The organism is Psittacicella gerlachiana (assembly GCF_003585965.1).
GTDB classification, from domain to species: Bacteria; Pseudomonadota; Gammaproteobacteria; order Enterobacterales; family Psittacicellaceae; genus Psittacicella; species Psittacicella gerlachiana.
In genome coordinates this window covers 1-26,846 of sequence record NZ_NRJF01000004.1, presented here as the reverse complement: position 1 = coordinate 26,846, position 26,846 = coordinate 1, and the positions used below count along the sequence as shown (strand labels likewise).

Annotated in this window: 23 protein-coding genes; 20 read left to right on the top strand and 3 right to left on the bottom strand. The window is 35.1% G+C overall.

All coding sequences use genetic code 11. The annotated features are described in order from the left end of the window. On the bottom strand, nucleotides 1–599 hold a 599-nt coding region (gene lolB / locus CKF59_RS00230), incomplete at its 3' end, for a lipoprotein insertase outer membrane protein LolB (protein WP_119533977.1). Between the two features lie 189 nt (nucleotides 600–788). Between lolB and CKF59_RS00225 the strand changes: the two genes are divergently transcribed. From CKF59_RS00225 to pyrE, 20 genes are all read left to right on the top strand, one after another. Next, complete coding sequence (locus CKF59_RS00225) at nucleotides 789–1,715, top strand: ABC transporter ATP-binding protein (protein ID WP_119533976.1); 927 nt, start codon at nucleotides 789–791, stop codon at nucleotides 1,713–1,715. 43 nt (nucleotides 1,716–1,758) lie between these two features. Next, nucleotides 1,759–2,628, top strand: a complete 870-nt coding sequence (locus CKF59_RS00220; protein WP_119533975.1) for an ABC transporter permease — start codon at nucleotides 1,759–1,761, stop codon at nucleotides 2,626–2,628. A 1-nt stretch (nucleotide 2,629) separates the two neighbouring features. Then, nucleotides 2,630–3,664 carry an endolytic transglycosylase MltG gene (gene mltG / locus CKF59_RS00215; RefSeq protein ID WP_119533974.1) on the top strand — a complete coding sequence of 345 codons (1,035 nt, stop codon included), beginning with the start codon at nucleotides 2,630–2,632 and terminating at the stop codon, nucleotides 3,662–3,664. A 107-nt stretch (nucleotides 3,665–3,771) separates the two neighbouring features. Next, nucleotides 3,772–4,554, top strand: coding sequence for a dTMP kinase (tmk, locus tag CKF59_RS00210; RefSeq protein ID WP_119533973.1), 783 nt, complete (start codon nucleotides 3,772–3,774; stop codon nucleotides 4,552–4,554). Between the two features lie 4 nt (nucleotides 4,555–4,558). Beyond that, nucleotides 4,559–5,683 (top strand): hypothetical protein, encoded by a 1,125-nt coding sequence (locus tag CKF59_RS00205; protein WP_119533972.1) that lies wholly within the window; start codon nucleotides 4,559–4,561, stop codon nucleotides 5,681–5,683. Nucleotides 5,684–5,710: 27 nt separating this feature from the next. Next, nucleotides 5,711–6,490, top strand: coding sequence for a TatD family hydrolase (locus CKF59_RS00200; RefSeq protein WP_119533971.1), 780 nt, complete (start codon nucleotides 5,711–5,713; stop codon nucleotides 6,488–6,490). Nucleotides 6,491–6,492: 2 nt separating this feature from the next. Continuing rightward, nucleotides 6,493–7,578: a peptide chain release factor 2 gene (gene prfB, locus CKF59_RS00195; RefSeq protein WP_119533970.1), complete on the top strand. Its 1,086-nt coding sequence runs from the start codon at nucleotides 6,493–6,495 to the stop codon at nucleotides 7,576–7,578. A 99-nt stretch (nucleotides 7,579–7,677) separates the two neighbouring features. After that, entirely contained in the window at nucleotides 7,678–9,183 is a 1,506-nt protein-coding gene (gene lysS / locus CKF59_RS00190) for a lysine--tRNA ligase (RefSeq protein WP_119533969.1), read from the top strand. 82 nt (nucleotides 9,184–9,265) lie between these two features. Further along, nucleotides 9,266–11,692 (top strand): 1-acyl-sn-glycerol-3-phosphate acyltransferase, encoded by a 2,427-nt coding sequence (locus tag CKF59_RS00185; protein ID WP_119533968.1) that lies wholly within the window; start codon nucleotides 9,266–9,268, stop codon nucleotides 11,690–11,692. A 2-nt stretch (nucleotides 11,693–11,694) separates the two neighbouring features. Further along, nucleotides 11,695–12,048: a YqcC family protein gene (locus CKF59_RS00180; protein WP_119533967.1), complete on the top strand. Its 354-nt coding sequence runs from the start codon at nucleotides 11,695–11,697 to the stop codon at nucleotides 12,046–12,048. 16 nt (nucleotides 12,049–12,064) lie between these two features. After that, nucleotides 12,065–12,886, top strand: a complete 822-nt coding sequence (gene map / locus CKF59_RS00175; RefSeq protein WP_119533966.1) for a type I methionyl aminopeptidase — start codon at nucleotides 12,065–12,067, stop codon at nucleotides 12,884–12,886. Between the two features lie 137 nt (nucleotides 12,887–13,023). Continuing rightward, on the top strand, nucleotides 13,024–13,548 hold the full coding sequence (pyrR, locus tag CKF59_RS00170; protein WP_119533965.1) for a bifunctional pyr operon transcriptional regulator/uracil phosphoribosyltransferase PyrR: 525 nt from the start codon (nucleotides 13,024–13,026) through the stop codon (nucleotides 13,546–13,548). 235 nt (nucleotides 13,549–13,783) lie between these two features. Further along, nucleotides 13,784–14,668 (top strand): aspartate carbamoyltransferase catalytic subunit, encoded by an 885-nt coding sequence (locus CKF59_RS00165; protein ID WP_119533964.1) that lies wholly within the window; start codon nucleotides 13,784–13,786, stop codon nucleotides 14,666–14,668. A 15-nt stretch (nucleotides 14,669–14,683) separates the two neighbouring features. Further along, complete coding sequence (locus CKF59_RS00160; protein ID WP_119533963.1) at nucleotides 14,684–15,967, top strand: dihydroorotase; 1,284 nt, start codon at nucleotides 14,684–14,686, stop codon at nucleotides 15,965–15,967. A 14-nt stretch (nucleotides 15,968–15,981) separates the two neighbouring features. After that, on the top strand, nucleotides 15,982–17,082 hold the full coding sequence (gene carA / locus CKF59_RS00155) for a glutamine-hydrolyzing carbamoyl-phosphate synthase small subunit (RefSeq protein ID WP_119533962.1): 1,101 nt from the start codon (nucleotides 15,982–15,984) through the stop codon (nucleotides 17,080–17,082). A gap of 11 nt (nucleotides 17,083–17,093) precedes the next feature. After that, a complete protein-coding gene (gene carB, locus CKF59_RS00150; protein ID WP_119533961.1) occupies nucleotides 17,094–20,270 on the top strand; it encodes a carbamoyl-phosphate synthase large subunit in 3,177 nt (1,058 codons plus the stop codon). A 6-nt stretch (nucleotides 20,271–20,276) separates the two neighbouring features. After that, nucleotides 20,277–21,032, top strand: coding sequence for a dihydroorotate dehydrogenase electron transfer subunit (locus CKF59_RS00145; RefSeq protein WP_119533960.1), 756 nt, complete (start codon nucleotides 20,277–20,279; stop codon nucleotides 21,030–21,032). A 17-nt stretch (nucleotides 21,033–21,049) separates the two neighbouring features. Beyond that, nucleotides 21,050–21,967 (top strand): dihydroorotate dehydrogenase, encoded by a 918-nt coding sequence (locus CKF59_RS00140; protein WP_119533959.1) that lies wholly within the window; start codon nucleotides 21,050–21,052, stop codon nucleotides 21,965–21,967. 2 nt (nucleotides 21,968–21,969) lie between these two features. Next, nucleotides 21,970–22,662 (top strand): orotidine-5'-phosphate decarboxylase, encoded by a 693-nt coding sequence (pyrF, locus tag CKF59_RS00135; RefSeq protein WP_119533958.1) that lies wholly within the window; start codon nucleotides 21,970–21,972, stop codon nucleotides 22,660–22,662. Between the two features lie 15 nt (nucleotides 22,663–22,677). Then, the gene (gene pyrE, locus CKF59_RS00130) at nucleotides 22,678–23,304 is read left to right on the top strand and encodes an orotate phosphoribosyltransferase (RefSeq protein WP_119533957.1); all 627 of its coding nucleotides are present in this window, start codon (nucleotides 22,678–22,680) and stop codon (nucleotides 23,302–23,304) included. A gap of 246 nt (nucleotides 23,305–23,550) precedes the next feature. Here pyrE and CKF59_RS00125 read toward each other — a convergent pair whose 3' ends face one another. Both CKF59_RS00125 and CKF59_RS00120 read right to left on the bottom strand, forming a co-directional pair. Beyond that, entirely contained in the window at nucleotides 23,551–25,062 is a 1,512-nt protein-coding gene (locus CKF59_RS00125; RefSeq protein ID WP_119533956.1) for an alanine/glycine:cation symporter family protein, read from the bottom strand. A gap of 561 nt (nucleotides 25,063–25,623) precedes the next feature. Then, a partial coding sequence (locus CKF59_RS00120) for an alanine/glycine:cation symporter family protein (protein WP_147397086.1) occupies nucleotides 25,624–26,846 on the bottom strand: 1,223 nt, incomplete at its 5' end.

Here is a 26,846-nt window from a genome sequence, read left to right as displayed (position 1 = left end):
GTACCACGACGAATATTTATTGCATAAGGGACTATATATTTATTATCTAAATATCTAAAATCTCCATAAGTAATATAAGTATCGCCATTATACACTTGTGAAACTATGACATTACCGCTAATAACTGCCGTAGATTTATCGCCAGTTTCTAAAGGAATACCTAGGACAATTTTATTTAGCACTTCTAAAGGCACACTAAAGCCAAATAAAGCTTTAGAAAACTCTTGAGCACTTGAAGAGCTATAGGTATTATTATCTTCACTATAATAATATCTTGCACCTACCTTCTGTAATTTAGCTACGCGTGCAGTATAAGGGATATTCAGACTAATAATATAATCATTATTTACTAAGTACTGAAAAGTAAAGGTGGTTGATGAACGCTCCTTTGCCGTTATCATCCCTACTTGTCCTCGCAAATCTAGAGCTTGAATGCGTTTTAATTCCTGTTGATTTTGCGCAAAACTTATATGTTGTGTTCCTGGCGTAATCTCTACAGGTTGATTGGTTAATTCAGGCATGGTATTACTACAAGCAACTAAAGTTACCACCGTAGTCAATACTGCCGTCAGCTTTAAAAACCTTGTAAAATTTCTCATCTTTTTTTCTTAGGTTAGTTATAAAAAAGTTACTCTGATTAATGATGCATCTCGTAACTATTAAGAGATAAGCACTCTCTATTATATTGTTTTTGCTAAAACTTTTGCGATTTTGTTATAATGTTAAACTAAGTTTTAATCAAGTTTAAATTATCACATCTAAAACTAAAAATTTTTTTCGGAATTTTCATGACAAAATATGCACTAGAAATAGAAAACCTTACTAAAGTTTACGATAACGGTTTTCAAGCTCTAAAAAACATTAATTTAAAGATTGAAGAAGGAGATTTCTTTGCTTTATTAGGTCATAATGGAGCAGGGAAGTCAACTACTATTAACATTGTCAGCTCAATTATTGGCAAGACTTCGGGAACAGTAAAAGTCTTTGGTGCTGATCTCGACAAGGACTTAGTTTCATGTAAAAATCATCTTGGAGTAGTTGCTCAAGAGATTATCTATGATACCAACTCTAATCTTTTAGAAGGACTTATAGTTCAAGGTGGTTACTATGGTATTCCTTACCATGAAGCTAAGATTAGAGGTTTATACTGGTTAGATAAAATGAATCTCCTCGATAAAGCTCAAAGCACGACCCGTGAACTCTCAGGAGGAATGGCACGACGTTATATGATTGCTAAAGCCTTAATGCACAATCCAAAATTACTAATTTTGGATGAGCCTACGGCGGGAGTAGACGTTGCTTTAAGACGTGAAATGTGGGATTTTCTCCAAGAAATTAACAACCTTGGTATTACCGTTATTCTTACTACCCATTACCTTGAAGAAGCTGAATATCTTTGTAAAAATATTGCCATTATTAAGCAAGGGGAAATTAAAGTTAATACCAGCATGAAAGAACTAATTACCTCTGAAGAAGATGAACAATATACTTTAGATATTCAAGGCTATCAAGGACAAGAACTCAAGCTCGAAGGGGTGAAGTTTGATCTAAGAGATAATAATACCACCCTAGACCTAATTATTAAAAAAGAGATAAGTATCTCTAAATGCTTTAACTATCTTGATTCTCTTGGGATTACCATCCAATCTCTCCGCAATTCGCAAAATCGTTTAGAAAGGATTTTTATGCGTTTTGAAGATAACCACAAAGAATAATTGCGATCTCTAAGCTTTTATTTTTTAAACTTTGGTATTCTCTATGAATTTATTTTCTCATTTTAGTCAACATCATTTAAGAGAATTAGAACAATTAAAACAAAGTAACTATTTAGAAATGAGTAAGTTACGTACGCCTCGGCAAATAAACTTACACTCAATAGTTGCAATCATTATTCAAGAAGTTACAAGAAACCTCGGCGAATGGATTGAGAATCTCATTAATCCCATTATCAACTCCTTTCTCTACTTAATTGTTTTTGGGATTCTTCTTGGTTCTATTCTTGGAGAATTTAGTGGTTATTCTTATGCAACCTATATTCTCGCCGGGTTTTTAATTATGAACATAATTAATACTAGTTATGACGAAGGTTCATACTTTATTATGTTACATAAGTACTCGAATACTTTAAGAGATTTTCAGGTTGCTCCTCTAAATATTCATGCGATTTTGTTTGGAGTTATTTTAGCAAGTTTTATTCGCGTAACTTTGGTAAGCATTGGCATCTATTTACTTTGTTCTTCACTTATCGGCTTTACTCCTATAACTCATTGGAGTGTAGTGCTGAGTATTTATGCCCTAACAGTAATCATCTTTACCCTTTTAGGTCTAATTAATGGCGTCCTCTCAAATAGCTGGGAACAATTAACCTTTGCTCTGACTTTTATTATTACGCCCCTTATGTATATTTCAGGTATATTTTATGACCTCAACGAGGCTCCTCGAGGATTACAATTACTCGGTTACTTTAACCCTTTAACTTACATTGTTGATAGTTTTAGATTTGGCATGCTCAACTTACGATCGTTAGAAATTCCACTGTATCTATACTATCTCGTTTTAGGCGTAGTAACTTTACTTTTATACCTTGTTACTTGTTATACTTTTAAACAAAAACTAAACATTCGTTAATATGAAAAAAATTATTTTTGGACTTTTCTCTCTTCTAATTTTAGCCTTGGCATGCCTATATGCAGGTTATAACTATGTTATTAACTTAGGAAAAGTTCGTTTAATTAACAATGCAACCCCTTTTGAGGTCTATCGTGGAGATAATCTTACTCGCGTCATTAATCGCCTGATCGGAGATGAAAATAGCCTCAGAGTAAAGTTTTATATCTACTTACATCCAGAATTTAATAATTTAAAAACTTCTTACTATGATTTAAAAGAGGCACGAAATTTACATCAAGCCTTAGAAATTATTAACTCAGGTAAAGGAATTACAGTAAGCATTCGTCTTATCCCTGGACGTACTTGGCAACAATGGGATTCTTATTTAAATACCTTAGATAACAGTGTAAATAATGATTTACAAAATCTTACGCCTCAACAAATAGCTCAAAAACTTGGCATTAAAGCTATAGATGGTGATAAAAACTTTAATTCTTTAGAAGGATACTTTTCACCAAATACCTTTATTATTAACTATCGTGCTTCTCTTTCTTCAGCTCTTAAACTTTCTTATCAAGAGCTTGAAAAAAATCTTCATGAAGCATGGAAAGCACGTAATCAGTACAGCCAAGTAAAATCTCCTTATGAATTATTAATTCTTGCTTCAATTATTGAAAAAGAAAAAGGGAATGATCAAGAGGCGACATTAATTTCTTCAGTATTTAATAACCGCTTAAAAATTGGTATGAGATTACAAGCCGACCCTACGGTAATTTACGGTATGGGAGATAAGTATAAAGGCAATATTACTCGTAATGATTTAAATACGCCAACGCCATATAATACTTATACTATCAATGGTCTTCCTCCTACGCCAATTGCCATGGTTTCTAAAGCTAGCCTCATGGCAGCTGCTCAACCAGCAAATACCAACTACTTATACTTTATGGCCGTATTTGGACAAAGTAAACATGCTTTTGCTAGTACTTATGCTGAACATGTAAAAAATGTACAAAAATTTAATCAAGAGTATCGTAAAACCTATGGTAAATAATCATAGTTAAACTTACTCATCTTTTAACTATATTGCTATTTTTTTATTACAATGTACAACTATGGATAGACACTTACCTATTCATAGTTTTACTTTAGCTACGAACTATGGATAAATATTATTTTATTCATAGTTTTAATTTAACTATGAAAAATAATATCCTTCCTCAAATTGACAAGCTTTTACAGATAATTCAAGAAAAATATCTCGGCAAATACATAGTTCTCGAAGGTCTAGATGGCTCAGGAAAAACTACCATTAAAGAATGGCTCGAAAGTAAATTAACCAATACTTTTAGTGTGCGTGAACCAGGCTCTACAGATTTTGGAGAAAGTATTCGTAACTTGTTATTAAATAGCGAATTTAAGCTTCAGTCTTTAACTGAACTTTTTCTCTTTATGGCTTCGCGTACTGAATTATTACATCAAAAAATAATTCCAGCATTGCAAGAACAAAAAATTGTTTTTTCAGATCGTAGTTATATTTCTTCTTTTGCTTATCAAGCCCATCCAGCCCAAATTGATCTTAACTACTTTAAAGAAACGGTTGCTCAAATTTATCAACAACAAAAAATTGATGTTATCGTTTATGCAAAAATTCCTTATGAACTAGGATTACAAAGATCGGCAGCTATACGTTCGGCAGATAATATGGAAGCTAAAGGCAAAGCCTTCTATCAAAAAATCGAAGAGGGGTATAATCTTTATCTTGCAAACTTTATCCAAGAAGCAAAACAACTTGAAACTCCTGAATATCTAACTGCAGCTGAGTTGGAAGCGGTGCAAATTTATCGTAAGGATGATAGTTACTTAGTAATCCTCGATACCCAACATAATAAAGAAACTGTAGCAGAGCTTTTTGTTAAAGCTTTAGCTTCTCTTAATTTCTAAACCTATGCTTAGTAATTTTCCATGGTTACAAAAAACCTATGATTTTTTAGTTGATTCTTATCATGCTCAAAGAGCTCACCATGCTTATATCTTGGTTTACAATGGAGAAATTGGGCAAGAGGCCTTAATTAATCTTTTTAGTCAGTTTCTCCTCTGTCGCGAAAACTCTCGACCAGAGCAACGTCTGCCTTGTGGTCAATGTCGTGCCTGTCAAGCTTATAATCTTAAATCTAATGGGGATCTTTTTGATTTACAAGCAGGAGATCCTGAAAAACTAATTTCGGTTGATAGCATTCGTACCATGATTGAGCGCATTGAATTAGAACCAGTAACCTCGGCTCAAAATGTTGTAACTATTTACAATGCCTCTAAGTTTAATTCTTATTCCGCAAATGCGATTCTAAAAACTTTAGAAGAGCCTCCTGCTCACACCCACTTTTTATTAGGGTTACCTGCAGGCTATTCAGTGTTACCGACAATACGTTCTCGTTGTATGGTCTTAAATCTTCCCGAACCTAGTCCTGAACAAATCGAAGAGTTTTTAAGTTACTACGAAATAGCACAACCGGAAAGATCGTATTTAAAATATCTTGCTCCTAAACAGCCTAGTTTAATGCTTAAAATGCATCAAAAAGATTTTATGCATAACTATCTAAACTTAAACCAAAAACTTCTAACTTTAATGCAGAATTTAGAAGTCGCAGATTTTGTTGAGGCATTTAATTGTAATGATCTTGAAGTATTTAGTTGGCAATTAGAGTCTTTAAGTCAGCTTCTTACCTACATAGGTAAGGTATTTTTACTTAATGAAACTGATGAGCATGATCCCTTAGCACAAATTTTTAAATTTGATGAGAACTCAGCGACCATCAAGGTAATTAACTACCTTAAAGAAAGTTTACAAGAAGCATATGATGTAGAAAAACTCTACGATCTTGTAGATCGCTTACTAATTTTACATACGCAATTAACTCATTTTGCTCCGCAACTAGGTTCAGAAAATTCATTAAAAGGTATAGCGTATAAAATAGGCTCTTTAATTGCCTTGTTTACCTATAGTTTAATGAATATTAGCAATCCTGAGGAGTTTTATATTGAGCAACTAAAAAATAAAGCTCAAAATCAATAGCTAACTATCTGATAAGGAAAATAAAAAATGCATATTATAGATACGCACTGTCATCTCAACTATCTTAATTATGAAAAAGAACACCAAGACATTGCTGATGTAATTGCAAAAGCTTGTGCGAAAAATGTAAAACAAATTATTCATGTTTCATGTTTACAAAAAGAGTACGAACAAATCAAAGAAGAGTATTTAAAATTTGAGCAAATTTTCTTTGCTCTTGGGATTCACCCTAGTCATGCTCATGAAGAAGAGCTAGATCTTGAACGCATGCGTAAACATTTCCAAGAGAATCCTCGCCTCGTTGCCGTAGGAGAAATCGGCTTAGATTCTTATTGGACCAAAGAACATTTAGAAATCCAAAAACAAATTTTTGCTCAACAACTAGAGTTAGCTAAGCAATTAGATTTACCGGTGATTATTCATACTCGAGGCGATATAGCTCCTTTAACTCTCCAAATGCTTGAAGAGTCTGGAGTAAGAAAAGGGGTTATTCATTGCTTTACCGAAGATCTAGCTTTTGCCCAAAAAGCTTTAGCTCTAGGTTTTCATATTGGCATAGGTGGTATTGCAACCTTTAAAAATGCTGAGTCATTAAGAGAGATTTTACGTCAAGTTCCGGTAGAACGTATTCTTACCGAAACCGATGCTCCTTATCTTGCTCCTGTGCCTCATCGCGGTAAAGAAAACCAACCCGCTTATACTCGTGATGTTGTAAATTATGTGAGTGCAATGTATGGAATGACTCCCGAACAATTTGCAGCTCAAACTACCAAAAATGCTCAAAACCTTTTTGCTCTCCCTAAATAATTATGCTTGAAAATATTAATATTATCGTTTTAGCTGATAATCTTTTAGAACGTATAGCAAGTCTTAAAAACTACTTTGCCTACGACAGCAAAAAAGAACGCCTCGAAGAGGTAAATCTTTTACTTGCTGATCCTAAAGTTTGGGATAACCCGCAAAATGCTCTTGAACTAGGTAAAGAAAAATCTAGCCTCGAAGCTATAGTGCATGTGCTTGAACAAACAGAACAACAAGTAGAAGAAAATAAAGAGTTCTTTGTCGAACTAGGTGAAGACCAAGAATTGGTATATCAAAACCTCCTCCAAGTGCAAACTAGCATTGAAGATTTAGAATTTAAAGTTATGTTTAACAATCCTCATGATAAAGCCAATTGTTATATTGACTTTAATGCGGGATCAGGAGGTACTGAAGCTCAAGATTGGGCAGATATGCTCATTCGTATGTATACCAAGTGGGCAGAAAGTCATAATTTTAAAGTAACCGAAATCGATCGTCTACCAGGAGATACAGCAGGAACTAAGCAATGTACTCTTTATGTTGAAGGAGAATATGCTTATGGTTACCTACGTACTGAAACTGGGGTTCATCGTTTAGTACGTAAAAGTCCATTTGATGCTAATAATAAGCGTCATACTTCTTTTGCTTCCGTATATGTCCACCCTGAAATTGATGATAGCTTTGAAGTAGATATAAATCCTGCAGATTTAAAAATGGATGTATACCGTGCTTCAGGTGCAGGTGGACAACACGTTAATAAAACCGAATCGGCAGTAAGAATTACTCATATTCCAACAGGAATTGTGGTTCAATCCCAACAATCTCGCTCTCAACATCAAAACCGTGAAATCTGTATGAAACAGTTAAAATCTCGCTTATATGAAATTGAGATGGATAAACGTCGTGCAGAACAACAAAACGTGGAAGAAAATAAATCTGAAAATGCTTGGGGATCACAGATTCGCTCTTATGTTTTAGATGACTCACGCATAAAGGATATGCGTACGGGAGTTGAATCATCTAACCCAACCGCCGTGCTTAACGGTGATTTAGATAAATTTATCGAGGCGCAACTAAAAATGGGTGTGAACTAGTAGACCCATTTTTTATAAATTATGGTAAAATAAGAAGTTGCGTGGAGATCCCACAAGAGATACTAATTATATTTTAACTAAACTGAATTTCCCAATCCTATGTCAGATCAAAACTTAGATCAGCAAAACGATATTGCTAATGAATTCGAAGCTCGTGCTAAAAAATTAGATGAATTAAGAACACGTGGCGTTGCTTTCCCAAATACCTTTAAACGTGATCACTACTCAAGTGAGTTACACCAAAAGTTTGATAACCTTGAAGCCGAAGAGCTAAAAGAAGCAGCACACCATGCAAAAATTGCAGGTCGTGTAATGTTTAAGCGTTTAATGGGTAAGGCTGCATTTATTAGCATTCAAGATGGCAAAGGTCGTATTCAAGCTTATTTAGCAAAAGACCTTTTAGGTGAAGAAGTTTATCAATATTTTAAAGACTATACCGATTTAGGGGATATAGTTGCTATTGAAGGTGAAGTTTTTAAAACAAAAACAGGTGAGCTTTCAATTAGAGCAAGTTATTTCCAAATTTTAACTAAAGCTCTACGCCCTCTCCCAGATAAATTCCATGGTTTAGAAGACCAAGAAATTCGTTATCGTAAAAGATACCTAGATTTAATTATGAATGAAGAAAGTCGTCGCACTTTTGAAATTCGTTCAAAATTAATTTCAGGAATTAGAAACTTCTTAACTGCACGTGGCTTTTTAGAAGTTGAAACTCCAATGCTTCATACCATTGTCGGAGGAGCAGCAGCTCGTCCATTCACTACTCACCATAACGCTTTAGATATGGATATGTACTTACGTATTGCTCCAGAGTTATATCTAAAACGTCTTGTTGTTGGTGGTTTTGAAAAAGTATTTGAATTAAACCGTAACTTCCGTAATGAAGGGGTATCTGTAAGACATAACCCTGAGTTTACGATGATTGAATGGTACTGGGCTTATGCTAATGTTTTTGATAACATGAATCTTACGGAAGAATTATTAGAAACTCTAGCTAAAGATATTCTTGGTACTACAGATGTTCCTTATGGAGAACATGTATTTAATTTCAAAGGTCCATTTGAACGTTTAACTATGATTGAAGCCATCTGTAAATATGCTCCAGAAATTACTGAAGAGCAAATTATGGATGAAGCTACTTGTGAACGTTTATTAAAAGAACGTGGAATTGATCGCGAAAAATCATGGGGTCATGGTCGTTGCATTTCAGAACTCTTTGAAGCAGTGGCTGAAGAACACTTAATCCAACCAACTTTCATCTATTCTTACCCACTAGAGGTTTCTCCTTTAGCTCGTAAAAATGATGAAAATCCATTCTTTACCGATCGTTTTGAGTTCTTTATTGGCGGTCGTGAAATTGGTAATGCTTACTCAGAGTTAAATGATGCTCAAGATCAAGCTCAACGTTTCCAAGATCAACTCAAAGCTAAAGATCTTGGTGATGACGAAGCTATGGATTACGATGAAGACTTTGTTGAAGCTTTAGAACAAGGCTTACCTCCAACTTCTGGAGAAGGGTTAGGTATTGACCGTTTAGCTATGATTTTCTCAAATTCTCCTTCTATTCGTGACGTTATTTTATTCCCAGCGATGCGTCATAAATAACACTATTCACGGAAGTTAATAAGCCAAGATCTCTTGGCTTGTTAGCTTCTTTATCTTTATTTAAGATAGATTTATTATTTTTATGTCACGATTTCTCTTTAAACTTACTCGCTTGCGCGATATAGTTCATCAAGATGTGACAACACATCTTAACCAAAAGCAAAATAAAGTAGTTTATGTTTTGCCGTATGACAGTAAACTAGCTCTCGAAGCTTTGTTTACTACGGTTGAAAAGCATAAACTCCCTTGGCAATTAGATCTTTTAACTCATAATGATTATGATAAATTTAATCATGCTCCAGTTTTATTTTTAAATCAGGGCGATTATATTACTGCAGAGTCTAATCCGAGCCATCCTCAACTCGAAGAAAATCTCCGTAAACTTTATAATTTAGGTGAAGAATTAACTTTAGTTTTGGTCTACCCACAATGGGGTACCAATATTATTACTAAGCCTAGCCTGAGTATTAATGCTAATCCTTTAAGTAAACTTTGGCTAAATCTCAAGAGTTTCTTAAAATTACGTAAATTCTCTTACCTCACTTTATATGCTCAATATAATTTACGTGACCTGACAAATTTAATGCTTTCTTCGGAAATTTCACGTTTTAATTGTCAAGATCTTAATCTTGTACAAACTACGGCAGAAAAAATCAATCAAGTTGAGTTTTTAACCGACCTTGCTGATAAAGATTTAGCATTTTTGAGTAAATCTTTAGCTGCTTATTTACGTTATCAATATCAAGCTACCCTTGCTCGTCGTAATAGCAATATTCCTAAAGCGACACGAAAAGAAATTATGCAAGCAGTAATTTCCCAACAGCAAGTGCAAGAGGCTATAAGTAAAAGTAAAAAAGAGAAAAAAGATGTAGTCACTAAAACTCAAGCGGTTGCCAAAGAACAACAAGTAGCACAAAACTTAATTGAAGAGATTGCTGCTGATCCAAGATTTAGTACTCTAAAAAAATACGACTATGTACTTAAACGCCTCTGGAATCGTTTTTATTCAGGGATTACTATTCGTGGTTTAGATAATATTCTTGATACTCTTTATACTCAAGACAAAGTAGCTCTGAGCTATGTTGCTACACATAGATCCCATATAGATTACTTACTCTTAAGCTATATTATGAATGAATATGGAGCTATGCAAACTCCATTAATTGCCGCTGGTATTAATCTTAACTTCTGGCCAGTAGGTAAAATCTTCCGTAGAGGCGGAGCTTTCTTCTTACGTCGTAGCTTTAATAATTATTTATACTCAATAATTTTTAAAACTTATCTTGCAGAGTTAATAAAAAATACCAAGGATACAGAATTCTTTATTGAAGGTGGGCGTTCGCGTACAGGTCGCCTGTTAACTCCAAAAACAGGGATGCTTAATATGATGTTAAGCGGTTACCTCAAAAACCAAGACGTAAACCAGTTTTATGTACCTATTTTCATTGCTTATGACAAGGTTTTTGAATCAAAAACCTATGTCCAAGAATTGCAAGGGAAAAAGAAAAATAAAGAAAGTGCTCTCTTAGTTTTAAAGAATTTATCTAAATTAAAATACCAAGGACAAGTACATGTAAATTTTGCTCGTCCGCTTTCGGTAAAAAATTACTTTAATCAATACTGGCCTAGCTGGCAAGAAGATTTAAGTAAGGATAATTTTAATAAAGCTGGTTTTGAGCAAACCTCAAATGCTTTAGCTCGTGATATTGCAGTATCAATAAATGCTAATGCAACTATTTCTGATAAAGCTCTGTTTTCAGCTGCCATTTTTAATAGTGATGCTAAGCTTAACTTAACTCAATTAAAACAAGATATTGAGTTTTTACAACATATTTTAAAACATAATCTCCAATTTAATCCTGGCTATGCTGTTTGTCAAACTCCAAGTGAACAAATTATTGCAGGAGTAGTTAAGGTATGTAATGACAATGTTGAAAAAATCACCCCAGAACAACTGGTAATCAAAAAACAAGCTTTACCTGAATTTAATTACTACCGTAATAACATTGAACACTGTTTTATCGCCCCTGCTTTAGCAGCAATTAAACTAAATAAAAACATTAGTGATGCTAAGCTCCAAGGTTTTTGTGATTACTTTACGCAAATTTTCAATCTTAATAGTTTTACTAATTTTACAGAACAGTCTTTAATGCTAGAAGTAAAATACTTTGAAAAATTGCTAGAAGACAAAACTCTAGAACAAAGAAATCTATTGGCAAAACAATTAGATATCTACTTAATGCAACTAGATACTTTTATGAGTGTAATGGTTGAAGCTTTACAAAAATTACAAGCTGAAGACAAAGGAATTGAGAGTTTACAATTATCAACGATAACTCCTGATATTATTGCTCGTCTCAAAGAAGTAAAAAGTATCTATCCTGATTTTGCAGATAAAACCACAGTAAATCAATTACGTAGTGCTTTTGCTGGCACTCCAAAATTTGCAAATATTACTGCAGATCAATTGGTTGAAGCTTTAGCTTATATTCATACTTGGTTAAAATAATTATGCATTCAAACTTAAAACAACAAATAATTGATCATTTAACCCAAACCAAAAACTTTTTAAACCAGTCTGAACAATTTAATACTAGCGAATTAACCATTGCTCAGCGTCAATACAAAGAACCTTTTGGTATGGATCAAATGACTCCTGAACAATGGTTAAATCATATTTATATTGATTATGCGATTTTAGCTCTGAGCCAACAACAATATGAAATCTTTGCCAATATTGAAGGCTTTAGTTATTTCTTTGAATATAGTTGGCGTGAGCAAACGCACCAAGATTTTACGCAAGCTCTAAATCTCATTCGCGAATATGAGCAATTAGTAATAACTTTTCTCAAGCAACAACAATAATTTAATGGGATAAACAATGAGTACAAAAAGAAAAGATGGTATTGTTATTTACACTCCCGAAGAAATTGATAAAATTCGTGAAGCTTGTAAATTAGCAGCTCAAGCTCTTGATTACTTAGAACCTTATGTAAAAGCAGGAGTATCTACTTTAGAATTAGATAAACTAGCTCACGATTACATGGTTAATGAACAAAAAGTAATTCCAGCTTGTCTTAACTACCACGGGTTTCCAAAATCAATCTGTACTTCAGTTAATGAAGTAATTTGTCATGGAATCCCAAACGAAAAACAAATTCTTCGTGATGGGGATATTATTAACATAGATTTAACCGTAATTAAAGATGGTTTTTACGGTGACAACTCAAAAATGTATGTCGTAGGAGGCTCTACTAATCCACGTTCACAAGAGTTAGTTGATGTGACGCAAGAAGCTCTCTATGCAGCCATTCGCGTATGTAAACCAGGAGCAAAATTTAATGAAATTGGAGATGCAATTCATAAAGTTGTCGCTCCGCATAGCTTTTCTATTGTTCGCTCTTATATTGGACATGGTATAGGAGATGAATTCCATCAAGCTCCTGAAGTGCTTCATTACCCTAATAATTGGGATGTGGAAATGGAAGAGGGCATGGTATTTACCATTGAACCTATGATTAATGCAGGTGACTACCGTGATCGTACTTTAAAAGATGGTTGGACTGCAGTAACACGTGATAAAAAAGACTCTGCACAATTTGAACATCAATTAGTAATTATCCCAGGTGGGGTAGAAGTTATGACCATTCGTCCTGAAGAAGAAAAAGAAGGACGTATTAGTCGCATTATGATTAATGCTTAAAAGTTTAGTTTAGAGGAGTTCGCTCCTCTAAATCTTTATAATATTCAATAACTTAAATAACACCATCCAAAATAATTTTCAAGATCTATTATAGCTATGCTATAATTAATACCCGAAAAATAATATAAAAACATCTTATGTCCGAAAGAATTTTACACAATCCTCAAGACATTAAACGTATGCTCACAAGAATTGCTCACGAAATTCTCGAAAAAGTACCTAACCTTGAGCAATTAGTTTTAGTGGGAATCAAACGTAGAGGAGAGTTCTTAGCTCATCGCTTACAAGATTTAATTCTTAAATTTGAAGGAGTAAAAGTACCTCTTGAAGGTTTAGATATCACTCCTTATCGTGACGATATAGATCGTAAACATCAAGAAGCTAAACAAGAAAAAGTGTTTACTCTTGATTTAAATCATAAAACCGTAATTATTGTTGATGATGTTCTCTATACAGGGAGAACCATTCGCTCAGCTATGGATGCAATCATGGATGCGGGACGTCCTGATGCTATAAGATTAGCGGTGATGGTAGATCGTGGACATCGCGAATTACCTATACGAGCGGATTTTGTAGGAAAAAATATTCCTACCTCACATAAAGAAATTATCAATCTTCATCTCGAAGAAGTAGATGGAGAAGACAAAATCACTATTATCTAAAAGAGTATTCTTTTAAATTGGTCCAGAGAGGCCAGCAAGGAACAAACTTAATAGATAAACTTATACCCTCAGCTAAAGTAGATCTCTACTTTGGCTTGTCACTACAAATAAGTTTTTTATAAGCTTAGAGGGCTGACGCCTCCTAAACTTAGATTAAGTAAAAGTTGATAAATAATTTATCGCACCTTGCAAAATTTGCAAGGTGCTTTTTTGTAGCTAAAAATAAGGAAAATTCATGTTTAACCTCGTACAAATGTCAGACTTAACTGATGAACAAATTTTTGCTCTAATTAAGCAAGCTCTAGCTTTAAAAGCTGGAACAGATAGAATTCAAGAACGTGAAGATTTGTACGTTGCTAACTTATTTTTTGAAAACTCAACTCGTACCAAACATAGTTTTGAGATCGCAGAAAAACATTTAAAACTAAATATTATCAACTTTGAAACTAGCACTTCTTCAGTTAATAAAGGTGAATCTCTTTACGACACTTGCAAAACTTTAGAAATGCTCGGTTGTAATCTGCTGGTTATTCGTCATGGTGAAAATGCTTACTACCAACAACTCCAAGGTTTAAATATTCCTATTGTCTCTGGTGGTGATGGCTCAGGAGAACATCCTTCTCAATGTTTATTAGATCTCATGACCATTTACGAGCAATTTAAAACTTTTACAAACTTAAAAGTGGCGATTGTCGGAGATATTAAGAACTCGCGCGTGGCTCGCTCTAATTACTATGCCTTAACCCGTTTAGGAGCTCAAGTATCTTTTGTTTGCCCTCCTGAATATACTGATCCAACCCTTGGGGCAAGTGTCGACTTTGATCAAATTATTGAGCAAGTAGATGTTTGTATGATGCTCAGAGTACAACATGAACGCCATGAACAAGGATTAAGCTTTGCAGCCCAAAGCTATCACCAACAATACGGTTTAACTAAAGAGCGTTATGCACGCCTTAAAGAGCAAGCGATTATATTACATCCCGCACCTGTTAATCGTGGGGTAGAAATAGACACAGATCTCGTTGAAGCTCCAAAATCAAGAATTTTTCCGCAAATGCGTAATGGCATGTTTATGCGCCAAGCAATCCTATCATTAATTATTAACGAGAACAAACTATAAGTTGAGGAGACAACTATGCTAAGTTTATTACAAGGAGGCAAGGTTCTTTTAGGTGACCAATTTGCTTTTGTCGATATTTTAATTAATCAAGATAAAATCGAAGCTATAGGAAATAACCTCGAAGTACCTGCAAATACTAAAGTTTACCAGCTCCAAGGAAAAATAGTAGCTCCAGGCTTTATAGATGTTCATGTACATTGGCGCGAACCAGGATTTAGTTATAAAGAAACCATTGCTCAGGCTTCACGAGCAGCTGCTCGTGGTGGTTTTACTACGGCTATGCCTATGCCTAACTTAAATCCTGTGCCTGATACCTTAGAAAATCTCCAACTCCAACTAGATATTATCGCTCAAGACTCAGTTATTCGTGCTCTTCCTTATGGCGCAATTACCAAAGGTGAACTCGGTAAAGATTATGCAGACTTTGAAGCCCTCGCTCCTCACGTTTTTGCTTTTTCTGACGATGGACGTGGCGTTCAAGATGCCAATATGATGTATCAATCAATGAAAATTGCAGCTCAGCTCAATAAACCTATAGTTGCTCATTGTGAAGAAAATAGTTTAATCCTCGGGGGCTGCATGCACTGTGGACAAAGAGCTAAAGAATTAGGTTTACCTGGGATTCCTTCGGTTTGTGAATCAGTACAAATTGCTCGTGATGTTCTCTTAGCTGAAGCTACAGGTTGTCATTATCATGTATGTCATCTCTCAACTAAAGAATCGGTACGTGTGGTTCGTGAAGCTAAAAAAGCTGGAATAAAAGTAACCTGTGAAGTTTGTCCCCATCACCTAATTAGTAATGAGTTTGATATTCCAGAAGATAATGGAATGTGGAAAATGAATCCACCACTAAGAGCACGTGAAGATCAACAGGCACTTATCGAAGGTCTGCTTGACGGAACTATAGATATTATTGCTACAGACCATGCTCCTCATGCCCAAGAAGAAAAAGATCTAACTATGACCAAAGCTGCTTTTGGCATTGTCGGAAGTGAAACTGCTTTTGCTCAGCTATATACGCACTTTGTGCAACCGGGGATTATCTCTTTAGAGTTTCTTCTCCAAGCTATGTCTACTAAAGTCGCTAAAACCTTTAACCTACCATATGGCGAAATCAAAGTAGGCTCTCCAGCTGATCTCGTAGTAATAGATCTTGAAAAATCTTGGGAAATTACTCCTGAAGAGTTTCTTTCTAAAGGAAGAAATACTCCTTATCGAGGAGAAAAGATCACCGCTCTTCCGGTATTAACTATAGCTAATGGTAAAGTTGCTTATCAAGATCCAACGACAGTTTTATAAAATTTGAGGCAAAAATGTATAAATTTAATCGTCAACTCGTACTTGCAGATGGAACGGTTTTTAAAGGCTACGCTTTTGGAGCTAACACTCAAGTTATGGGAGAAGTAGTTTTTAATACTGGAATTACCGGTTATCAAGAGACTCTTTCTGATCCTTCATACAATGGACAAATTATTACTTTTACTTATCCTTTAATTGGAAATTATGGAATTAATCGTGATGATTATGAAACCATTACCCCTTCAATTAAAGGTATGGTCGTACGCGAACTATGTCAACAGCCGTCAAATTTTCGTAGTGATAAAACCTTAGATCAAATCTTAAGCGAATTAAATATTCCAGGTATTGCTGGTATAGATACTCGAGCTTTAACCCGCAAAATTCGTTCTTTTGGGACAATAAAAGGGGTAATTGCTAACTTAGATCAAGATCCAGCAGAGTTAGTGGCTCAAATGCAAAATACCCCTTTAGCTGAAGATCAAATTGCTCAAGTATCAACTAAAAGTGCTTACCCTGTAGCCGGACGTGGCTTTAGAGTGGTGCTTATAGATCTCGGGATGAAATCTGGAATCTTAAGAGAGTTAACGGCTCGTGGCTGTGATGTTGTAGTCATGCCATTTTCAGTAAGTGCTGAAGAAGTTTTACGCCAAAATCCAGATGGAATTATGCTCACTAATGGTCCAGGAGATCCTACTAGTGTGCCTCAAACTATAGAAACAATTAAGGCTCTCATTCCTCTTGTGCCGATTTTTGGAATTTGTATGGGACATCAGCTAATTAGCTTAGCCGCTGGAGCTAAAACCTATAAATTAAAATTTGGGCATCGTGGAGCTAACCATCCCGTTAAAAATCTGCTCACTAATAAAGTTAGCATTACCTCACAAAACCATGGTTATGCTGTAGATATTGACTCCTTAAGTAACACAGATCTTGAACTAACTCATATTTCCTTAAATGATCATACTTGTGAAGGGGTGAGACATAAAAAATATTTAACCTTCTCGGTGCAATACCATCCAGAAGCAGCTCCAGGTCCACATGATGCAAATTATCTTTTTGATCAATTTATGCAAAATATGGCTGAATTTGTAACTAAGAACAAGCAACATAACTAAGGGATAAGATAATGCCAAAACGTCAAGATATAAAAACCATTTTGGTTATAGGTTCAGGTCCAATTATTATTGGGCAAGCAGCTGAATTTGATTATGCAGGAACCCAAGCTTGCTTATCTTTAAAAGAAGAAGGATATAAGGTTATTCTCGTTAACTCTAATCCAGCAACGATTATGACCGATCAGGAAATTGCGGATAAGGTTTATATTGAGCCTTTAACTTTAGAGTTCTTAAGTAAAATTATTCGTAAAGAAAGACCTGATGCTCTTTTACCAACCTTAGGTGGACAAGTAGGACTGAACATGGCAGTACAACTCCATGAAGCAGGAATCCTCGAGCAATATCAAGTCCAACTCCTAGGAACAAAATTAGAATCAATTAAACAAGCAGAAGATCGTGAGCTTTTCCGTAATCTCATGCTTGAAATCAATGAACCTGTACCTGAATCTACCATTATTCATAATCTTGAACAAGCTTATGCCTTTGTTGAACAAATTGGTTATCCGGTAATTGTCCGTCCAGCGTTTACTATGGGAGGTACAGGAGGCGGAATTTGTTATAACGCTAAAGATTTAGAACAAATTGTTAGTGCCGGTCTACACTATTCTCCAGTTACTCAATGTTTACTTGAAAAGTCGATTGCAGGCTTTAAGGAGATTGAATATGAAGTAATGCGAGATGCTAATGATACGGCGATCGTAGTTTGTAACATGGAGAATATAGATCCTGTAGGGATTCATACCGGAGACTCTATAGTTGTTGCTCCCTCACAAACTCTTACAGATAAAGAATATCAACTCTTACGCGATGTTTCTTTAAAAATTATTCGTGCTTTAAAAATTGAGGGAGGTTGTAATGTACAATTAGCTCTCGATCCTCACTCTTTTAAATACTATATTATTGAAGTAAACCCTCGTGTAAGTCGTTCTTCAGCTCTTGCTTCTAAAGCAACCGGTTACCCTATTGCCAAAATTGCAGCTAAAATTGCCGTAGGTTTAACTTTAGATGAAATCACTAATCCTGTAACCCAAACTACAAAAGCATGTTTTGAACCTAGTCTTGACTATGTAGTTACCAAGATTCCTCGTTTTCCTTTTGATAAGTTTGAACATGCTGATCGTTTTCTAGGTACACAAATGAAGGCTACAGGTGAGGTAATGGCAATAGGGCGTACTTATGAAGAAAGCCTCTTAAAAGCTATACGCTCTTTAGAATATGGCGTACATCATCTCGGCTTACCAAATGGTGAAGAATTTGAACTTGAGTATATTCTCAAGCGCATTAAAAAAGCTGGAGATGAGCGTCTATTCTTTATTGGCGAGGCTTTAAGACGTAGCGTTACCCCAAGCCAAATCCATGAACTTACCAAAATTGATATGTTCTTTTTAAATAAAATGCAACATATTATTGACCTTGAGCACGAACTCAAAGCAAATGTTGGTAATCTTGAACTTCTCGCTTACGCTAAGCGTTATGGCTTTTCGGATAAGGTAATTGCTCACCGTTGGCAAACTACCCCTGAGCAAATTTATCAACTACGCCAAGAACACAAGATCATTCCGGTATATAAAATGGTTGATACTTGTGCAAGTGAATTTGCTTCAAGCACTCCTTATTTCTACTCTACTTACGAATTTGAAAATGAATCTGTACGTACCGAAAAAGAAAAAATTCTTGTTCTAGGTTCTGGTCCAATTCGTATCGGTCAAGGGGTAGAATTTGACTATGCAACCGTACATGCAGTTTTAGCTATCCGTCAAGCAGGTTATGAAGCGATTATTATTAACAATAACCCTGAAACTGTATCTACCGACTTCTCAATTTCAGATAAACTCTACTTTGAGCCTTTAACTGAAGAAGATGTAATGGCAGTGGTAAATCAGGAACAACCTCTAGGCGTAGTGGTACAGTTTGGTGGACAAACTGCAATCAATTTAGCTGATAAATTAGCTAAACATGGTGTAAAAATTCTTGGAACTTCTCTCGAAGAAATCGACAATGCCGAAAACCGCAATAAATTTGAAGCTCTATTAACGAAGTTAAATATTCCTCAACCTTTAGGAAAAACAGCTTACGATACTGAAACAGCGGTAAAAAATGCTCAAGAAATTGGCTATCCTGTATTAGTAAGACCTTCATATGTTCTTGGGGGACGAGCAATGGAAATTGTCTACAACGAACAAGAACTCAGACACTATATGCAAACTGCCGTAAAAGCCTCTCCTGAACATCCGGTACTTACTGACCGTTATCTTGTAGGTAAAGAAGTAGAAGTAGATGCTATTTGTGATGGGCAAACGGTGGTAATTCCAGGAATTATGGAACATATCGAACGTGCTGGAGTACACTCGGGAGATTCAATTGCCGTATACCCACCACAAAACCTCACGGCAGAGCAAATTGAAACCCTTAAAACCTATACCATAGCTCTTGCTAAAGGTCTAAATATTGTAGGTTTAATTAACATTCAATATGTGATTTCTCAAGGTCAAGTATATGTGTTAGAAGTAAATCCTCGAGCTTCACGTACCATACCTTTCTTAAGTAAAATTACCCATGTACCTATGGCTAAACTCGCAATGCAAGCGATTATGGGACAAAGTTTAGCTTCTTTAGGTTATCAAACTGGAATTATTACTCCACGTCAAGGTGTTTATACAAAAGTTCCAGTATTTAGTTTCCAAAAATTAAAAGATGTTGATACTCGCCTTGGCCCTGAAATGAAATCTACCGGTGAGGTAATGGGAACTGATCAAACCTTAGAAAAATCTCTATACAAAGGGTTAGTAGCTGCGGGAATGAAACTACAAGACACAGGAAATGTTCTCTTTACCATTTGTGAACAAGAGAAAGATGAAGCTCTGACTTTAGCTCGTCGCTTTGCCTCTATAGGTTATAACCTCCTTGCTACCGAAGGTACAGCTAACTTCTTTAAAGAAAATGGACTTCAGGTAGCCTATGTAGGAAAAATCGGAGAAGAAAACTCGGTAATTGATAGCATTTACCAAGGTAAAGTGGATATGATTATCAATGCTTCAGCAGCTGATAAAAATGCTACCGATGATGCTTTTGCGATTTTACGAGCAGCCGCTGATCAAGGGATCATTGCTCTTACTTCGCTTGATACCGCAAATGCACTTTTAAAAGTTTTAGAATCAAGATCTTTTTCTATTACCCCAATTGAGTAATAATTTATGAATGCAACTATCATTTCTCAAGAGTTAATCGCAAAAGACATTTATCGTTTACGAGTGCATAGTCCAACCTTAGTGGAAAAAATGCAAACTCCAGGACAGTTTGTAAATATTCGTATAGGTACAGGGAATGAATTTGTTTTACGTCGTCCAATTTCAATTTGTGAAATAAACCAAGATGAGCATGAATTTGTAATGATTTATCGAGCTCAGGGAGCAGGAACTAAAGCTTTAGCTAAAACTAGTGCGGGTAGTGAAATTGATATTCTTGGACCTTTAGGACAAGGATATGATTTAGAATGTCTCGCACCAGGACAAACAGCTCTTATTGTCGGAGGAGGTATAGGTGTACCTCCTCTCTATGAGCTTGCTAAACGCTTTCAAGCTAAAGGGATTAAAACTATCCATGTGTTAGGCTTTAATTCTCAAGCAGATGTATTTTATGAACAAGAATTTAACGCTCTTGGTCCTACCTATATCTGTACAGCTGATGGAAGCTATGGTCACCAAGGATTTGTAACACAAATTACCGAAAAACTTACAGGCTATCATGCTTATTTTGCTTGTGGTCCTTTAGCCATGCTCAAAGCTTTAGCTTCACAGTTAACTTGTCCTGGCTATATTTCACTTGAAGAACGTATGGCTTGTGGCATAGGAGCTTGCTATGCTTGCGTTTGTAAAGATAAACAAGGAGAAATAAAGCGTGTATGCTATGACGGTCCGGTTTTTAATGCTAAAGATTTAACTTTTGCATAAACTTCTAGGTAAAGATCATGAGTGAAAGATTAAAAATAAATTTACCAGGTTTAGAACTAAAAAACCCAATTATGCCAGCTTCAGGTTGTTTTGCCTTTGGTCTTGAATATGCTCAATTTTACGATCTAAGTAAATTAGGAGCTATTATGATTAAGGCTGCAACTAAAGAACCTAGATTTGGAAATCCTACCCCTCGTGTTGCAGAAACTAGTGCAGGAATGTTAAATGCCATTGGCTTACAAAATCCTGGGGTACATGCTATTCTTGAGGAAAAACTTCCCGCTTTAGAAGCTTACGATGTACCAATTATTGCTAATGTTGCTGGATCAGAAATTGAAGACTATGTCTATGTTGCCCAACACATTAGTCAAGCTCCAAATGTTAAAGCTTTAGAGTTAAACATCTCTTGTCCTAATGTAAAACATGGAGGGATTCAATTTGGTACAGATCCTCAAGTGGCAGCCGAGCTCGTACGTAGAGTTAAAGCAGTTTCTCAAGTACCAGTATATGTAAAACTCTCTCCTAATGTAACTGATATCGTAGCCATGGCAAAAGCAGTAGAAGAGGCTGGAGCTGATGGGATTACTATGATTAATACTTTAGTGGGGATGAGGTTAGATCCAAAAACTGGACAACCAATTATTGCGAATAAAACCGGTGGACTATCAGGACCAGCAATTAAACCTATTGCCATTCGCATGGTTTATCAAGTGGCTCAAGCAGTAAAAATTCCAATTATTGGTATGGGCGGAGTTAGTGATGCTTGGGATGTTATTGACTTTATTTCCGCAGGGGCAAGTGCGGTTGCCGTAGGTACAGCTAATTTTACCGATCCTTATGTTTGCCCTAAAATTATCGAGCAACTCGAAACTATTCTCGATGAACTTAAAGTCAATCATATTTTAGAACTAAAAGATCGTGCTTGGAGAAATTAAGAATGAAAGAAGTAATTATTGCTCTCGATTTTGCGAGTATGGAACAAACTTTGAATTTTCTCGAAAAATTTAAAGGAAAAAAACTATTTGTAAAAGTAGGAATGGAACTCTACTTACAAAATGGGCCGCAAATTCTCGCACGTATTAAAGCTTTAGGACATAAGATTTTTTTAGATTTAAAACTTCACGATATTCCAAACACTGTATATGGAGCTTGTAAAGGTCTAGCTCAGTTTAAAGTAGATCTGCTTACCGTACATGCTGCTGGCGGAAGTCAAATGCTCGCTATGGCAAAACAAGGAATGCTTGATGGTAACAGTCCTGAAACTAAAATTATTGCTATTACTCAGCTAACCTCAACTAGCCAAGAACAAATGCAAACTGAGCAAGGAATTAATCTTACGCTCGAGCAAAGTGTACAAAAATATGCCTTACTGGCAAAACAAAGTGGACTTGATGGCGTGGTTTGCTCAGTGCATGAAGCAAAAACTATCCATGATTTATGTGGAGATGAGTTCTTAGCCGTAACTCCAGGGATTCGTCGTCAAGAAGATGCCATAGGAGATCAACAAAGAGTAGCAACCCCTGCTTTAGCGCGAGAACTAGGAGCTAACTATATAGTGGTTGGTCGACCTATTACTCAAAGCCAAGATCCTGTACAAGCCTACCAAGAATTTTGTCACAACTTTAACTAGAAGCTAAGGAAACCTATGTCATACGCACAAAAACTACTTATTGCTAAAAACCTGTTAAACATTCAAGCAGTAGCTCTCCGTCCTCAGCCTGAAGACTACTTTACTTGGACTTCAGGAATTCGCTCACCAATCTATTGTGATAACCGTTTAACTATGAGTTATCCACTAGTACGCAAATTAATTGCTCAAAGCATGGCTCAATTAATTAAAGAACATTTTCCAAATGTGCAAGTACTAGCAGGAACGGCAACTGCAGGGATTCCTCATGCAGCTTGGGTAAGTGAGCTTTTAGATTTACCTATGACTTATGTTCGTGATAGTAAGAAAAAGCATGGTAAAACCAATCAAATTGAAGGCTTACTTTTACCACAACAAAATGTTGTTGTAATCGAAGATTTAATTTCTACTGGTATTTCTTCTTTAGGTGCAGTGCAAGCATTACGTGAGGCTGGAGTTAATGTACTTGGTGTTGTAGCTATTTTTACTTATGGCTTAGAAAAAGCAAATCAAGCTTTTGCTCAAGCAAATTGCCCTCTCTATACTTTAACAAGTTATGATCATTTAATTGAACAAGCTCTAAAAGATAATCTTTTACAAGAATCTCAAGTTGCTGGTCTCAAAGCTTGGCGTGATTCTCTATAATTTTACTTAAAAAACCTAAGAAAATCATTCTTAGGTTTTTTGCATTTTTAATTTTTATATGAGCAGATCCAAAGCTTAGTAAGAGCAATTACTCTAAGTAACTAATAAATTACTAATACTTCTTAAAAGATTCCTCAACTTTAAATCGGATTTAAATTTCATTGATATTTAAGTTCTAAAAAATTTATCCATATAAAAAGTGACCTATCTCTAGGTCACTCAAATCAATAATCAACTAGTTTGCAACTAACGATGGTTTTCCGTATCGTTAGTGCCAAAAATCTTATAACCTGAAGTTTTATGAATGCCATCATCAGCCTCTTCATCTAATTTACGAGACCAAATAGATTGATGATAAAGTTTGTCTCTTAACACTGGATATAAATCTGAGTTAAAGACAATTTCATAATTTTCATTTTGAGCTTTTTTATGTAATTGGCGTTTATAGTCATCAATAATTAATTTAACTTGTTTCCATAAGAAAACAATTGCCACTAAGTTTAGTAAAGTCATTACTGCCATCGCTAAGTCAGCAGCATTCCATACACTAGTTGGAGAAGAAACACTACCTATGTATACTACCGCACACACAGCAATTGTAAATGAAAAACGCACAAATTTATTTTGCGTAAAATATTTTAAGCCCGATAAAGCGTACGCAAAGTTACCAATAATTGACGAGAAAGCAAAGAGGAAGATAATAATCGACATTGCAATACTCGACCAGCTGCCTAACGATGCCACTACAGATTGTGAAGTTAAGGCTGCATTATCATATAAGTTTTTATCCCAAAGTCCTGTGGTTAACACAATTAGAGCCGAGAAAGTACAGATAATAAAAGTATCAAAACATACTCCAATCATTTGTACTAACCCTTGTTCAGCAGGGTGCTTGGTTGAAGCCGTAGCCGCAATATTTGGTGCCGACCCCATACCAGCTTCATTTGAGAATAAACCACGTTTAATTCCGTAAGCAATCGCATGACCGAATAAAGCACCAACCCCAGATGTTAAATCAAATGCACCTGCAAAAATAGACTCAAATGCTGGAATAATATTTTGATAATTAACAACTAATACTGCAATCCCAATTAAGATATAAAGCACAGACATTACTACCACAATGCCAGAAGAAGCTTTTGATACCGCTTTTAAACTACCAAAAATTACAATTGCGGTAATTGCAGTAACAATAATGCCAGTAGTGTGAGTTTCCACGCCAAAGTTTGCATGTAAAGTGTTAGCAATTTGGTTTGCTTGAATTGAGTTAAATGCAAAACCATAAGTAAATGCTAAACAAATAGAGAATACAACCCCAATAATTGGTAATTTTAAGCCTTGAGCAATATAAAACGCTGGACCACCCACAAATTGACCTTCAGCATTTTTTGTCTTATATAGCTGTGCTAATGAAGACTCAGCAAATGCAGAAGCCATTCCTAAGAGAGCAGCAAACCACATCCAAAATACCGCACCAGGACCACCAATTACAATTGCAGAAGCAACCCCAGCAATATTACCAATTCCCACACGAGAAGCTAATCCCGTCATAAATGCTTGAACTGGTGAAATATTTGTGTCGTCTAATGATTTATTTGCATCACCTGATAGAAGATTTTTAATCCCTACCTTAAATAAGCTAAATTGTACTCCTTTTGTTACAAAAAGGAAGAAAAAACCTACTACAACTAGAGAGATAGGTAAAATAAAGTTTAAACCATCAGAAAGCCATTTATAAATACTAAGTAAAAAATCCATAACCCCTCGATTATAAGTAACCAAAGTTTAATACAATTAAACTTGTTAAAAATAGAATAGGAATATTAAAGCTCTAAAAATTTTGACTTTCCCTTAATTTAAACTCTAGAACTTTATAAAAAATATTATTATCTAAAAGAAAATTGCTTGTTTTTAACAAGCATCTAAATAATTAAAACCATGTGTATTAAAATACAAAATCTGTTAATTAGTTTACCACAGTATTTTTAGTTTTTTAAGTCTTTTTCTAAAAAAATTGTATTCGTTATAGTTAACTATAATAATGCTTAGAGTATTATCTAATAAAAGCATTAATAACTTAAACAAAATTCAAAAAACTTAGCAAGCTACTTTAAAGTTAAAGTAAATTTATGCTTTTAGAGCTTTATTTAAAGTATCAATACATCCGCTAAACCAGAATAATAATATAAACACCAAGGATAAAATGATTATGATATTTAAATAAAAGAAAAAAACTTGCTCTATAACCAATCGGAATATTATAAAGTTACGAGAACTTATTAATATCTGATTGATTATACAACAAGCTTTTTTTATTTTTTAGCGGTGATTATCAGTATCGTTTTCACCAAAGATTTTATATCCTGAAGTTTTATGAATTCCATCATCAGCTTCTTCGTCTAGTTTACGTGACCAAATTGAAGTGTGATAGATTGAATCTTGTAGTTCTGGATATAAGTCAGAATTGAACTCTATATCATACCAAGGATGTTTTTTATCTTTAAAGAGCTGACGCTGATAGTCATTTACGATTAAACGAATTTGTTTCCATAAAACTACAAGAGCAAATAAGTTTAAGAGCGTCATACCACCCATTGAAAGGTCTGAAAGATCCCAAACCACATCAGCATGAACTACTGAGCCTAAGTAAACACACACTAAAACAAACAGGGTAAAGGCAAAAATAGCAAATTTATTTTGTGTAAAGTATTTTAATCCCGATAAGGCATAAATAAATTGACTAATAATTGAAGTAAAGGCAATAAAGAAAATTAGTACTGCAAAAGCATATTTACTCCAATCTCCTAAAGTTTGAGTAATTGAAACTGAAGTTAAAGCTGCATTATCGTAGTTTTCACCAGTCCAAATACCTGTAGTTAAAATAATTAATGCCGTAAAGGTACAAACAATAAAAGTATCAACAAATACTCCAATCATTTGCGTCATTCCTTGCTCTGCAGGGTGACGTGTCGCAGCCGAAGCCGCAATATTTGGATCAGCCCCCATACCCGCTGCATTTGAGAAAAGACCACGCTTAATCCCGTACATTACTGCTCCACCAATTAAAGCACCAAATCCGGCATCAAGACTAAAAGCACTATTAAAGATTAAAGCAAAAGCAGGAAGAATTTGTTGGTGGTTTACCACTAACACCATAATCCCAAGTACTATATACATTACTGCAACTATAGCAATTAAAATTCCTGAGATTTTATTAGCAAATTTTAAAGAACCAAAGATCACTAAGCCAGAGATAATGGTTACCGCTAAACCTACATGAGTTGGATCCATATTAAAGGTACTATAAAAAGTTCCTGCTATTTGGTTAGCCTGCATCATATTAAAGGCAATACCATAAGTAAAAGCAAGGAAAATAGAGAATAATACCCCTAAACGTGGCATTTTTAAGCCTTGAGCGAGATAGAACGCTGGACCACCAACATATTCACCTTTTTCATTTTTGGTTTTATATAGCTGAGCTAAAGATGACTCACAGAATGAAGATCCCATCCCTAAGAAAGCTGCAAACCACATCCAAAATA

Bases quoted from the DNA above. Each gene is read 5' to 3' on its own strand.
- CKF59_RS00205 (WP_119533972.1), top strand. From the start codon at position 4,559: ATGCTTAGTAATTTTCCATGGTTACAAAAAACCTATGATTTTTTAGTT.
- pyrR (WP_119533965.1), top strand. From the start codon at position 13,024: ATGTCCGAAAGAATTTTACACAATCCTCAAGACATTAAACGTATGCTC.
- pyrF (WP_119533958.1), top strand. From the start codon at position 21,970: ATGAAAGAAGTAATTATTGCTCTCGATTTTGCGAGTATGGAACAAACT.
- lysS (WP_119533969.1), top strand. From the start codon at position 7,678: ATGTCAGATCAAAACTTAGATCAGCAAAACGATATTGCTAATGAATTC.
- carA (WP_119533962.1), top strand. From the start codon at position 15,982: ATGTATAAATTTAATCGTCAACTCGTACTTGCAGATGGAACGGTTTTT.
- prfB (WP_119533970.1), top strand. From the start codon at position 6,493: ATGCTTGAAAATATTAATATTATCGTTTTAGCTGATAATCTTTTAGAA.
- CKF59_RS00200 (WP_119533971.1), top strand. From the start codon at position 5,711: ATGCATATTATAGATACGCACTGTCATCTCAACTATCTTAATTATGAA.
- map (WP_119533966.1), top strand. From the start codon at position 12,065: ATGAGTACAAAAAGAAAAGATGGTATTGTTATTTACACTCCCGAAGAA.
- CKF59_RS00140 (WP_119533959.1), top strand. From the start codon at position 21,050: ATGAGTGAAAGATTAAAAATAAATTTACCAGGTTTAGAACTAAAAAAC.
- CKF59_RS00160 (WP_119533963.1), top strand. From the start codon at position 14,684: ATGCTAAGTTTATTACAAGGAGGCAAGGTTCTTTTAGGTGACCAATTT.
- pyrE (WP_119533957.1), top strand. From the start codon at position 22,678: ATGTCATACGCACAAAAACTACTTATTGCTAAAAACCTGTTAAACATT.
- CKF59_RS00180 (WP_119533967.1), top strand. From the start codon at position 11,695: ATGCATTCAAACTTAAAACAACAAATAATTGATCATTTAACCCAAACC.
- CKF59_RS00165 (WP_119533964.1), top strand. From the start codon at position 13,784: ATGTTTAACCTCGTACAAATGTCAGACTTAACTGATGAACAAATTTTT.
- CKF59_RS00220 (WP_119533975.1), top strand. From the start codon at position 1,759: ATGAATTTATTTTCTCATTTTAGTCAACATCATTTAAGAGAATTAGAA.
- mltG (WP_119533974.1), top strand. From the start codon at position 2,630: ATGAAAAAAATTATTTTTGGACTTTTCTCTCTTCTAATTTTAGCCTTG.
- CKF59_RS00145 (WP_119533960.1), top strand. From the start codon at position 20,277: ATGAATGCAACTATCATTTCTCAAGAGTTAATCGCAAAAGACATTTAT.
- CKF59_RS00125 (WP_119533956.1), bottom strand. From the start codon at position 25,062: ATGGATTTTTTACTTAGTATTTATAAATGGCTTTCTGATGGTTTAAAC.
- CKF59_RS00225 (WP_119533976.1), top strand. From the start codon at position 789: ATGACAAAATATGCACTAGAAATAGAAAACCTTACTAAAGTTTACGAT.
- carB (WP_119533961.1), top strand. From the start codon at position 17,094: ATGCCAAAACGTCAAGATATAAAAACCATTTTGGTTATAGGTTCAGGT.
- tmk (WP_119533973.1), top strand. From the start codon at position 3,772: ATGGATAAATATTATTTTATTCATAGTTTTAATTTAACTATGAAAAAT.
- CKF59_RS00185 (WP_119533968.1), top strand. From the start codon at position 9,266: ATGTCACGATTTCTCTTTAAACTTACTCGCTTGCGCGATATAGTTCAT.